The 12,578-nt window shown below is 28.5% G+C and carries 9 protein-coding genes; 6 read left to right on the top strand and 3 right to left on the bottom strand.

Translation table 11 applies throughout. The features are described from left to right. Positions 1-44: 44 nt before the first annotated feature. The 3 genes from PG913_RS02975 to uvrA form a co-directional block, all read right to left on the bottom strand. A complete protein-coding gene (locus tag PG913_RS02975; RefSeq protein ID WP_271231560.1) occupies positions 45-2,816 on the bottom strand; it encodes a gluzincin family metallopeptidase in 2,772 nt (923 codons plus the stop codon). A 105-nt stretch (positions 2,817-2,921) separates the two neighbouring features. Further along, positions 2,922-3,632 (bottom strand): LOG family protein, encoded by a 711-nt coding sequence (locus tag PG913_RS02980; protein ID WP_271231561.1) that lies wholly within the window; start codon positions 3,630-3,632, stop codon positions 2,922-2,924. 102 nt (positions 3,633-3,734) lie between these two features. Continuing rightward, positions 3,735-6,569, bottom strand: a complete 2,835-nt coding sequence (gene uvrA, locus PG913_RS02985) for an excinuclease ABC subunit UvrA (protein WP_271231562.1) — start codon at positions 6,567-6,569, stop codon at positions 3,735-3,737. 109 nt (positions 6,570-6,678) lie between these two features. Between uvrA and PG913_RS02990 the strand changes: the two genes are divergently transcribed. The 6 genes from PG913_RS02990 to PG913_RS03015 all read left to right on the top strand — a co-directional run bounded on the left by PG913_RS02990 (position 6,679) and on the right by PG913_RS03015 (position 12,425). Further along, the gene (locus PG913_RS02990; RefSeq protein ID WP_271231563.1) at positions 6,679-6,906 is read left to right on the top strand and encodes a PspC domain-containing protein; all 228 of its coding nucleotides are present in this window, start codon (positions 6,679-6,681) and stop codon (positions 6,904-6,906) included. An 8-nt stretch (positions 6,907-6,914) separates the two neighbouring features. Beyond that, a complete protein-coding gene (locus PG913_RS02995) occupies positions 6,915-7,907 on the top strand; it encodes a potassium channel family protein (protein ID WP_271231564.1) in 993 nt (330 codons plus the stop codon). 11 nt (positions 7,908-7,918) lie between these two features. Then, the gene (locus PG913_RS03000) at positions 7,919-8,818 is read left to right on the top strand and encodes an SDR family oxidoreductase (RefSeq protein WP_271231565.1); all 900 of its coding nucleotides are present in this window, start codon (positions 7,919-7,921) and stop codon (positions 8,816-8,818) included. 84 nt (positions 8,819-8,902) lie between these two features. Further along, positions 8,903-10,486: an alanine/glycine:cation symporter family protein gene (locus PG913_RS03005; RefSeq protein ID WP_271231566.1), complete on the top strand. Its 1,584-nt coding sequence runs from the start codon at positions 8,903-8,905 to the stop codon at positions 10,484-10,486. A 21-nt stretch (positions 10,487-10,507) separates the two neighbouring features. Next, a complete protein-coding gene (locus PG913_RS03010) occupies positions 10,508-11,233 on the top strand; it encodes a ComEA family DNA-binding protein (RefSeq protein WP_271231567.1) in 726 nt (241 codons plus the stop codon). 25 nt (positions 11,234-11,258) lie between these two features. Continuing rightward, a complete protein-coding gene (locus PG913_RS03015) occupies positions 11,259-12,425 on the top strand; it encodes an acyl-CoA dehydrogenase family protein (RefSeq protein WP_271231568.1) in 1,167 nt (388 codons plus the stop codon). Positions 12,426-12,578 lie beyond the last annotated feature (153 nt).

Consider the following 12,578-nt stretch of genomic DNA (forward strand, 5'->3'; position numbering starts at 1 on the left):
ATTATGTAATAAACTAGTTGTTTTAGTGTATTTTGTTGCGTTATCTATAAGAAACTTCTTCTTATAAAGTTATAAATTCTATCAACACTCGTTGTAATTACAAATCTAATTTTTGTAGGATAGGCTTCTTTCGTTATTTCAAAGCCTTCGTTTGTGTAAATAGGAAAGTAAAATTCAAAAATATTTGGAAGAAAATTTAGGCGTATACCGTTTTCATAATAATATTTTGGCGAACTATTTTTATTTATCAATATAGCAAAATCATTATAAATTTCAGTTTTATTAAAAATATTAACACTTGTATTTACAGCAGTAATGAATTTATTAGAAAATTGAGGTTCTTTAAAATTAGATTTAAATCCACCTTGATTAACTATAAATTGTTGGCTAAAAAGTCCTTGGCTTTCTGAACGACCAAATAAGTTTTGTTCAAACAAATAATCAGCACCATTATTTAAAGCAAAACTATAGTAATTTCCTTCAGATTTATTGTAAAAAAAATATCCTCCAAAAAACCTTATTTGATAGCTTTTTTCTTCAGTAAAAAATTTACGATATCGAAAATCGGTTGTAATTTTACTAAACTTAGAGTGAAGTTCGGTATTAATAGCATGAGTGGTATTATTAATTGCATCAGAATTTGAGTAAATATATCTAATACTTAAAACATTGTATTTATCTTGTTCTTGTTTGTTAATTTCAACTTCTTTATCTACACTAATTAATTTTGCAACCAATACTTTAAATCCATTTTTACGAAATGTATTTTGCTTAAAAGTAACACTTATAGAAGGTGTAAAAACAGTATATTTAAGTTTTGGAGCATAATGAAAACTACTTCCACTAAAGCCATAACCTATTTTGTAAATATTAGCGTTTTTTATAAAATGATTATATGAAAAAGAATAAGAACCTGTTAAATTATTACTTTTTGTACTATAATTTGGTTTAATGCTAAATTCAAAATTCTTTTTAAGAAATGATTTATTATTGATTTTTACTCCTAATATAGCACCATCATATAAGTTATAATTAAAAGATGGATAGTAAAATAATTGATTGTAATAAGGGTTTTCTATATCTTTAAAAAAACGAAATTGTAAGGGTTTATTAATTAAATGATTGTTTACTTTTCTGAAATTATTTAAATAATTATATTCAGGATAGGTGTTTTCAAAATTTAAAGCAAGCTTATCAAAATTACCTTTTTTGATTTTAATTGTTTTTACAGAATCTATTCCTGTAACCCATTTTTTAAATTTTATTTCTTTTTTTTGTATTCCATATAGGGCAATAGGAGATGTGAAATTTCTTTTATTTTTAATGATGACTTCTAGTGAATCATTATTTTTAGTACTTTTTACTTTAGTAATTTTGTAATCAATCTTCTTAGTTGTTTTGATGTATTCATCAAAAAACCAATCTAAATTTTTAGAGGTGTTTTTTTGAAGTATCTCTTGAAACTGTTGCGTTGTACTTATTTTTAATTGATTTTTTGCGTAAAACTCTTGTATCGATTTAACTAAAGTATCTCCACCTATAAAATCTTGAAGATATAATAAACCTAAACCAGCTTTGTATTTATTAACAATTTTTCGATTGAAATTTGAAAGAGAATCCGAAGGAGTATTTAATGCTTGATCATTAAATTTACGGGTATTAAATTGATAAACAAAAGCATATTTATCTAATTGTTTTAACTTAGAAATATTATATGTTTTTAAAGGCCAGTATTTAGAATATTTTCCTAAAACAGTAACTTCAGGATAGTATTCTTTTATATATTTCATCATTAAAAAAGTTTCTAAACCATCGGTTAGCCAATAATCACTTCGTTTATCTAATAGTAAAATATCTTCGATATATTTTCTGGTAAGCGCCTTAAAAAAGTTGATTTCCCATTTAAAATTGGTAGGAAATGGATTTAACCAATGTGGAAGTCTATAAATTTCATGAAGTGAGTTTTTAGTAACAGTACTTGCATCAACAAATATTTCGGTATGTGGATGTTTTCCTAAATAACCTTCAATAAAATCAATTTGTTTATTGATAATTTTTGATGTTGTTTGATGAGGAATATTTCTTAAATAAGTATCAGTTTTTATTTCTTTATTTTTTGTTTTAAAAGAAGTGAAGTTATTAATCGAGTCGATATGAATAATAATATCTTTTTTTCGATTACCAACTAAATAATAATTAGTGTGCGTTTTTAGTGTTGTTTTATGCTGATATAAATTACTTTCAAGCGTGTATTTTTTAGGAATATCAATATTTATGATGTAGTTGGTTGGGTTTTCATATAAATCATCAATATTTAAATTACTCATTAAATGCCATTTTTTGTTATAAACAGCAGGAGTAATGTGCCAAAAACGCAAATGATATCCATTTTGTGTTTTTCCGTATCGTGTAAATTTTGCACTCGGAATCTTTACAATATAAGTAGCTGAAATTAGTACACTATCTTTAGGTTTTAGTGTTTTATTTAAAACTACTTCAATAATATCTGCTTTTATTTTTTTTAATGAAACGTGCTTGTAATTTGCATTGACACTGTAAATTTTAGTATTTCCTCTATCTTTTTCTTTTGCAAAATGAAAATTTTTTGAGTAATCTTCGATAAAACGTTTTCCTAAAGGAGTATCATTATTTTTAAAGCTGTTTGCCCAATTGTGAAGGAAAACAGATTTCAGATTATCTGATGAATTATTATAGAAAACAGTTTTTTGTTGAATATAAAGCTGATTTTTTGTTACGTCTAATTTTGCCTTTATTTCAATAGAATTTGTTTGTGCTGTTAGTGTATAACAGTACAAAAATAGGAAGCATGTAAAAAGCTGTAATTTATGTTTCAAATTTAAAATCAACTTAAATGTGAAAATAAAAAAACTCGTTGAATATTCAACGAGCTTTAAGTATTTTTAGAAATTTGGCTTTAATTGATGCTTCGCATAAAACTTATTTAAATGATCAATTGCTTCATCGGCAGTATCAACAACTCTAAATAAATTTAAATCTTTTTCACTGATATTTCCTTCTTCTAATAAGGTGTTTTTAATCCAATCTAATAAACCACCCCAGAATTTTTTTCCGACTAAAACAATAGGAAAACGACCAATTTTATTAGTTTGAATTAAGGTGATTGCTTCAAATAATTCATCCATAGTTCCAAAACCTCCAGGCATAACAACAAAACCTTGCGAATATTTTACAAACATTACTTTACGAACAAAAAAGTAATCGAAATCTAAACTTTTACCTTGATCAATCCAAGGATTATCGTGTTGTTCAAAAGGTAAATCAATATTTAAACCAACAGAAACACCTTTACCACGGTTTGCACCTTTGTTACCAGCTTCCATAATTCCAGGTCCTCCACCAGTAATTACACCAAAACCATTTTGAGTTAATTTATAAGCAACCTCTTCGGCAAGTTTATAGTATTTATGATCTGGTTTTGTTCTAGCTGAACCAAAAATAGATACACAAGGACCAATTTTACTTAATTTTTCATATCCTTCAACAAATTCAGCCATTATTTTAAAAATAGCCCACGAATCGTTTGTTTTTATCTCGTTCCAAGTTTTTGGTTGTAATTTTTCTTTTATTTTTCTATCATCATTTGGATTCATAATCTTACTTTCTTTTTATTATTAGTATAACAATTAATAAAGCTAAAAATAATTTCAATAGCTTATTTACTAATTTACTTTTTTTTATTAGAATAAGTAATTTTAAATTAATTCTTTATTTAGGAATTTAGCTGTATAACTAGTTTTATGTTTGGCTACTTTTTCAGGAGAACCAGTTATTAAAACTTCTCCACCATTTTTACCGCCTTCCATACCAATATCAATAATGTGGTCTGCAAGTTTAATAACATCCATATTATGTTCAATAATTAGGACTGTATTTCCTTTATCAGCAAGTTTATTTAGTACGTTCATTAAAACACGAATATCTTCAAAATGTAAGCCAGTAGTAGGTTCATCTAAAATATAAAAAGTATTTCCTGTATCTCTTTTTGATAATTCCGAAGCTAATTTAATACGTTGCGCTTCTCCTCCAGAAAGTGTTGTTGATTGCTGACCTAAAGTTATATATCCTAAACCAACATCTTTAATAGTTTTTAATTTTCGATGTATTTTAGGAATCAATTCAAAGAAATCGGTAGCTTCATTAATAGTCATATTTAAAATATCAGCAATTGATTTTCCTTTATATCGAATTTCTAAGGTTTCTCTGTTAAATCGTTTTCCTTGACAAGTTTCACAAGTTACGTTAACATCAGGTAAAAAGTTCATTTCGATAACTCTAACTCCGCCACCTTGACAGGTTTCACAACGTCCGCCTTTTACGTTAAAACTAAAACGCCCAGGTTTATAACCTCTAATAGCGGCTTCGGGAGTTTTAGCAAATAAACTTCTAATTTCGCCAAATGTACCCGTATATGTTGCAGGATTTGAACGAGGAGTTCTACCAATTGGAGATTGGTCAATATCAATAACTTTATCAATATGTTCTAGGCCTTCAATTTTTTTATAAGGCATTGGTTTTTTTACACCACGATAAATATGAGCATTTAAAATAGGATATAAAGTTTCATTAATTAAAGTCGATTTTCCACTTCCAGAAACACCTGTAACACAAATCATTTGTCCTAAAGGAAATTTAACAGTAACATTTTTTAAATTATTTCCTGATGCTCCAGAAAGTTTAATAAAATTTCCATTTCCTTTTCTTCGTTCTGTTGGGATGGCTATTTTTTTTCTTCCTGTTAAATAATCGGCAGTTAATGTATTGTGTAATTTTAAATCTTCAAAAGTTCCTTGACTTACAATTTCTCCTCCGTGGATTCCTGCACCTGTACCGATATCTAATACAAAATCGGCTTGTTCAATCATGTCTTTGTCATGTTCAACGACTAAAACTGAGTTTCCGATATCACGAAGTTTTATAAGCGATTTAATCAGTTTTTCATTATCACGCTGATGTAAACCGATACTTGGTTCATCTAAAATATATAAAACACCAACTAATTGCGAACCAATTTGAGTAGCTAATCGAATTCGCTGTGCTTCGCCTCCAGATAATGATTTTGAAGTTCTATCTAATGTTAAATAATCTAAACCAACATCTAATAAAAACTGTATTCTTGTGCGTATTTCTTTTAATATTTCACTAGCAATTATTAATTGTTTTTCTGATAAACTACTTTCAATATCTTTAAACCAAGCAGCTAATTCAGTCACGTCCATTTGAGCTAAATCACTAATATTTTTATTATTGAATTTAAAATGAAGCGCTTCTTTTTTTAATCTTTTTCCTTCGCAGACAGAGCAAGTGACTTCATCCATAAAGTCTTTTGCCCATCGTTTTATGGTTGTGCTTTCTGCATTTTTATATTGATTTTCTATAAAAGCGATAATTCCTTCAAAATCAATTTCATAATTTCGAGTTACACCAAGTTCTTTGGAATTTATTTCAAATTTTTCATTTCCTCCATATAAAATAATTTCCAAGGCATTTGCAGGAATTTTATTTATTGGGTCGGTAAGTTTAAAATTATGTCTGTCGGCAATTGTTTGTAATTGTTTAAAAATCCAACTACTTTTTTGATTTCCTAAAGGAACAATTCCACCATTTTTGATAGAAATACTATCATCAGGAATTAATTTTTTTATATTGATTTCATCTGTAATTCCAAGTCCGTTACAATTACCGCAAGCACCTCTTGGCGAATTAAATGAAAACGAATTTGGTTCAGGGTTTGGATATGCAATTCCTGTACTAGGACACATTAATTCACGACTAAAATAACGAGGTTTATCATCAATATGAATAGCATCAACATCAATAACCATTAAAATATTATTACCTGTATATAAGGCAGTTTTAATGGTTTCTTCTAAGCGTTTTTCTGATTTTTCATTGATAACTAAACGATCAATAACCACTTCAATATCGTGAGTTTTATATCGGTCTAGTTTCATTCCTTTAACAATTTCTTTTATTTCGCCATCAACACGAACTTTAACAAAACCTTGTTTGGCTATTTGTTCAAAAAGTTCACGATAATGTCCTTTTCTGGCTCTAATTAAAGGCGCAAGAACAGCTATACGTTTTTCGTTAAAATCTTTTAAAATCAATTTTCTGATTTGTTCATCAGAATAACTGACCATTTTTTCGTTGGTATTATACGAGTAAGCATCCGAGGCACGAGAAAAAAGTAATCGTAAAAAATCATAAATTTCCGTAATTGTTCCTACTGTTGAACGTGGACTTTTATTAGTTGTTTTTTGTTCGATAGCAATAACAGGCGATAAACCATCAATTTTATCAACATCGGGTCTTTCTAGTCCGCCTAAAAACTGACGAGCATATGCTGAAAAAGTTTCAATATATCTGCGCTGTCCTTCGGCATAAATAGTGTCGAAAGCTAATGATGATTTTCCGCTTCCGCTTAGTCCTGTAATAACAACAAGTTTTTCACGAGGAATTTTAACATCAATGTTTTTTAAGTTGTGAGCCCTAGCTCCGTATACTTCAATATATTCTTGTTCTTTCAAAGTGCGTTTTTTACCAGAAAAGCAAAGTTACAGAAACCATCTTTATTTTGAAGCTGATGTTATAAACAAATCAGTGTAATTTGGTATCTTGCAATTAAAAGGAATTAATATGAAACTTATTCATGGTGTACGCCATTTTTTTGAACGACATGGTTTTGATGTATCTTCTCGGCTTGCTGATAAATTAGGTATGCGAGCAACTAATGTGCGCTTATTTTTTATTTATATATCGTTTGTAACGGTAGGTTTATCGTTTGGTGTGTATTTAACATTGGCATTTTTATTGAAATTAAAAGATATGATTTATACTAAAAGAACATCTGTTTTTGATTTATGATAAAAGCGATGTTTAAATCAAGATTGTATAAAGCAATCTTTTTTTCGGTACTTATTTTATCAATAGGAGTAGGCGGATATTTAATTTTGTTTGATTATTCTTTTATTGATGCTTTATATATGACTATAATTACCATTACCACAATTGGTTTTGGCGAAGTTCATCCGTTTGGAACGGGGGAAAAAATATTTACTATCGGTTTAATATTATCAAGTTTATTCATTTTTGGATATGCAGTTTCCTTGTTTTCAGAATATCTAATTAGTGGGCAATTTTTTTATCAATTAAAAACAAAAAAAGTGCAAAAAAAAATAGAAAAATTAAAAGGACACACCATTGTTTGTGGATACGGTAGAAACGGAAAACAAGCTATTTCAAAATTATATAGCTACAATAAAAAGTTAGTTGTTATAGAAAAGTATGAAGATATTATTAAAGAATTAGATGAAAATGAAATATTAAATATTCAAGGAGATGCAACAACCGATGAGGCATTACTAAAAGCAGGAATTTTAAATGCAGATTATTTAATAACAGTTTTACCTTCGGATGCTGATAATTTATTTGTTGTATTAACGGCAAGTCAGTTAAATAAAAAATGTAAAATAATAAGTAGAGCTTCAGAAGAATCGTCTTGTAGTAAACTTAAAATTGCGGGTGCTGATAATGTAATTATGCCTGATAAATTAGGCGGTGCACATATGGCGTCTTTAGTAGTTACTCCTGATGTTATCGAGTTTGTAGATAGACTAACAATAGAAGGTGATACAACAGCAAATTTAGAAGAAATAAAGATTGACAACTTACCAAAAGAATATTTGAATAGAACTATTTTAGATTTAGATATACGAAAAAAGACAGGCTGTACCGTTATTGGGTATCATACAAAAAATAAAGAATATATTATCAATCCTGAAGCTTCTTTAAGTCTTAAAGCTGGAGGAAACTTAATCGTTTTAGGTCGTCCTGAACAAATAATTAAACTAAGAGAATTATTTTAATGAAAAACGAAATGAAAAAAGTAATTATTACAGGAACTAATGGATTGTTAGGGCAAAGTTTAGTTAATTTATTATTAGAAGAAAAAGAAAAATATCAAGTAATTGGTTTTTCTCGAGGAGAAAATAGAAGCGGAAGAAATGATTTTGAATATGTTTCTATTGATATTACAGATGAAAAAAACTTATTAAAAAACTTAAAAGAATATCAGCCAGATATTATTGTAAATACGGCTGCAATGACAAACGTTGACGCTTGTGAAGATAATAAAACAGCCTGTGATATTTTAAATATTGATGTTATTGAAAACTTAAAAATATTTTCAGCCGATAATAATACGCACTTAATTCATTTATCAACAGATTTTATTTTTGATGGTGAAAATGGTCCTTATAAAGAAACCGATACGCCAAATCCATTAAGTTATTATGGTATTTCTAAATTGAAATCAGAAAATATTTTAACGGCATCTAAAATTGATTATACAATCCTTAGAACTATTTTGGTATATGGAAAGGTTTTCGATATGTCACGAAGTAATATTGTACTTTGGGTAAAAAAATCCTTAGAAGATAAAAAAGAAATTACCATTGTTAATGACCAATATCGAATGCCAACTTATGTGGAAGACTTGGCATTAGTATGTAAATTAGCGATTGATAAAAAAGCTATAGGTATTTTTAATGTTTCATCAAAAACACTTTTAAGTATTTACGAAATAGCACAACAAATAGCAGAGGTATTTCAGTTAGATAAAACATTAATAAAGCCAATTACAGCAAAAATATTAAATCAAAAAGCAGTAAGACCCGCTAGAACAGGTTTTGATTTAACAAAGACAAATAATATTTTAAACTTTTATCCAAAGTCATTTAAAGAAGATTTACAGAGATTTAAAGAAAAACTAACTTAAAAACTACATTTAACGCTTAAAACTTGTTAAAAGTACATTTTTTTATGATATTGCGATAACAAATAAAAAAACTAATATATTTATATGAATAAAAGACTTCTTTCGCTGTTATTACTAATAACACCGATGTTAACATTCGCACAAGAAAAAGGTTTAGCTGAAAAGATAAATGAAGGATTCAAACCTGTTGCTGATGCTTGGGGTAGTTTTGTTTTTTACTCTATTGAATTAGGTGGAGGTGTAAAAATGCCATTGGTAATAATAATGTTATTAATGTCAGGATTAATATTTACTATTTTATTCAAATTTGTAAATATTAGATTGTTTCCAACTTCTATAAATATTGTTAAAGGAAAATATGATGATATTGATCATGTCACTTCAGATATAATGGCAGGAGATCCAACACCAGCTGGTGATGCGATTGAAACAATTAGAGTAGAAGGAGCAGATGGAGAGGTTTCTCACTTTCAGGCTTTAACAGCAGCGCTTTCAGGAACTGTAGGTTTAGGAAATATTGCTGGTGTAGCTGTGGCTTTATCTTTAGGAGGTCCAGGAGCAACTTTTTGGATGGTTATTGCAGGTTTAATAGGAATGTCTTCAAAATTTGTTGAATGTACTTTAGGAGTAAAGTATAGAGATGTTGGAGAAGATGGTACAATTTACGGTGGACCAATGTATTATTTACGAAAAGGTTTAGCCGATGTTGGTAAAAGCACTTTAGGTAAAGTATTAGCAGTTCTTTTTGCTATTATGGTTGTTGGTGGTTCTTTTGGTGGAGGTAATATGTTTCAAGCAAATCAGGCAGCGCAACAGTTTGGTAGTATGATTGGATCGAATGATTTGTCAACTGCTTTAACATTTGGAGTTGTAATGTCTATTTTAGTAGGTGTTGTAATTATTGGAGGAATTAAAAGAATTGGAAATATTACAGAGAAAATTGTACCATTTATGGTAGGTATTTATGTTTTAGCAGCTGTTGTTATTTTAGCAGCTAATTTTTCTTTAATAGGAAATGCATTCGGTCAAATTTGGGACGGAGCATTTAATGCAAAAGGTATTTCAGGAGGTATATTAGGAGTCTTAATTATTGGGTTTCAAAGAGCAGCTTTTTCTAATGAAGCAGGAGTTGGTTCAGCAGCAATTGCCCATTCAGCAGTAAAAACAAAATATCCAGCATCTGAAGGTTTAGTAGCTTTATTAGAGCCTTTTATTGATACTGTAGTAGTTTGTACTATGACAGCCTTAGTAATTATTATTACAAACAGCGATGGAAGTGTTATGACATACGGTACAAAATCACCAGATGGAGTTTTAGCTACATCAAAAGCATTTGCTTCGGTATTACCTTGGTTTCCTTACATTTTAACAATCGCAGTAGTATTATTTGCTTTTTCAACGATGTTATCTTGGTCTTATTACGGTTTACAAGGATGGATGTTTTTATTCGGTCGTTCTAAAGCAGCTGATTATGCTTATAAAATCTTATTTTGTTTATTCGTAATCATTGGTTCTGCAGCAAGTTTAGGTGCAGTAACTGATTTTTCTGATGCAATGATTTTTGCAATGGCAGTACCAAATGTTATTGGTTTATTTTTCTTATATCCTAAGGTAAAAGAAGAATTAACAATTTATTTAGACGCAATAAAAGCCAGAAAAGCATCTTAAAAAATGCATAAAATATAAATAATGAATTTATTTAAACCCCATTTCTGGTATAACAAACGCCAAAGAAATGGGGTTTTATTTTTAGTTTCAATTATATTGATACTTCAGTTTGTTTATTTTTATGTTGATTTTTCTTCGGATAAAATAATAAACACAAACTCATCAGAAATAAGTTATTTTCAAAAGCAAATAGATAGTTTAAAAATAATCGCTTTAGAAAATATAAAACCAAAAATATTTCCTTTCAACCCTAATTATATTACCGATTTTAAAGGAGGTAAATTAGGAATGAGTATTCAAGAAATTGATAGATTACATGAATACCGTAAACAACGAAAATTTGTTAATTCAGTTAAAGAATTTCAGCAAATTACAAAAATATCAGATAGCTTATTAAATGAAATTTCGCCATATTTTAAATTTCCAGATTGGGTTGTAAAACGAAACAAGTTATTAGCAAAAAATAAGAAAGTGACTTCATTTTCTTCTTCTAATTTTTCTAACGTGAGTTTTTCAACAGAAATTTCATCAGAAATAGAAAAATCAATAATTAAAAAAATCAATATAAATACTGCTAGTTTTAAAGCGATATTAAAGATTCCAAATATTGATTATGAACTTTGTAAAAAGATTTTTGAATATAGAGATGAGGTAGCTGAACTTCAGGATATATCAGAAATAAAAAATATAGATAATTTTCCAATTGATAAATATGATAGAATAGTTTTATATTTGAAAGCAGAATAGATAAAAAATAAAAAGCATATAAATTATGAATAGTATGTACTTTACTGAAGAGCATGATTTTTTTCGTGAAAGTTTTAAAGACTTTTTACAAAAAGAAGTAGTTCCTCATATAAATAAATGGGAAAAGGATGGAGCTGTAGAACGTTTTATTTGGAAGAAATTCGGTGAAATGGGCTATTTTGGATTAAATCAACCAGAAGAGTATGGTGGTTTAGGTTTAGATCTTTTTTATACTGTAATTTTTTTAGAAGAATTACAAAAAATAAATTCAGGAGGATTTGCAGCGAATATGTGGGCACACGCTTATTTAGCAATGACACATTTAAATGAAGAAGGAGATGATAGAATTAAAAAAGCATATTTAACACCAAGTATTAATGGTGATAAAATTGGCTGTTTATGTATTTCAGAACCTTTCGGTGGAAGTGATGTAGCAGGTATGAGAACTACTGCAGTTAAAAAAGGAGATACTTATGTAATTAATGGATCAAAAACATTTATTACAAACGGAGTGTATTCTGATTATTTAGTAGTTGCTGCTAAAACAAATCTTGAAGACAAGCATAAAGGAATGAGTATTTTTATTTTAGATAGAGATACACCAGGAATTTCGGCAACAAAACTAGATAAATTAGGATGGAGAGCTTCTGATACCGCAGAAATTGCGTTTGATAATGTAGTGATTCCTGCTGAAAATTTAATGGGAGAAGAAGGAAAAGGTTTTCCTTATATAATGCAACATTTTGCTTCAGAACGTTTGATTATGGCAATTAATGCACATGCAAGAGCTGAATATGCCGTAGATTATGTATTAAAATACATGAGCGAAAGAGAAGCTTTTGGTAAAACATTAGATAAATTTCAGGCTTTACGACATAAAGTAGCAGAGATGGCTTCAAAAGTTGATATGTGTAGAGAATATAACTATTCAATCACAAAAAGATTAAACGGAGGTGATTACGTTGTAAAAGAAGCAAGTATGACTAAAATGTTATCTACTAAAATGGCAGATGAGGTTATTTATGATGCATTGCAATTATTAGGTGGTTATGGTTATATGGAAGAATATCCGTTAGCTCGTTTATTAAGAGATAGTCGTTTAGGTCCTATTGGTGGAGGTACTTCTGAAATTTTAAAAGAAATTATCGCCAAAATGATAATTGATAAGAAAGAATATAAACCAGCGACTTAATTTTTTATATTAAATTGATTTTGGGCATTCCCTTGCAGGTCGCGCTTTACACTATATCTTTTTTATGAAAAATAAAAAAGGATGCCGTTTCAATCGCTAATGCAGTGAAAAACTTGAAAATAAATAAAAAAATAATAGTTAATTAAAATAAGA

Source organism: Tenacibaculum pacificus (assembly GCF_027941775.1).
GTDB lineage: Bacteria > Bacteroidota > Bacteroidia > Flavobacteriales > Flavobacteriaceae > Polaribacter > Polaribacter pacificus_A.

What these genes read in the sequence shown, in the direction of transcription:
- PG913_RS03005 (WP_271231566.1), top strand. Translation starts at nt 8,903, where the DNA reads ATGAATAAAAGACTTCTTTCGCTGTTATTACTAATAACACCGATGTTA.
- PG913_RS02990 (WP_271231563.1), top strand. Translation starts at nt 6,679, where the DNA reads ATGAAACTTATTCATGGTGTACGCCATTTTTTTGAACGACATGGTTTT.
- PG913_RS03000 (WP_271231565.1), top strand. Translation starts at nt 7,919, where the DNA reads ATGAAAAAAGTAATTATTACAGGAACTAATGGATTGTTAGGGCAAAGT.
- PG913_RS03015 (WP_271231568.1), top strand. Translation starts at nt 11,259, where the DNA reads ATGAATAGTATGTACTTTACTGAAGAGCATGATTTTTTTCGTGAAAGT.
- PG913_RS03010 (WP_271231567.1), top strand. Translation starts at nt 10,508, where the DNA reads ATGAATTTATTTAAACCCCATTTCTGGTATAACAAACGCCAAAGAAAT.
- PG913_RS02980 (WP_271231561.1), bottom strand. Translation starts at nt 3,632, where the DNA reads ATGAATCCAAATGATGATAGAAAAATAAAAGAAAAATTACAACCAAAA.
- PG913_RS02995 (WP_271231564.1), top strand. Translation starts at nt 6,915, where the DNA reads ATGTTTAAATCAAGATTGTATAAAGCAATCTTTTTTTCGGTACTTATT.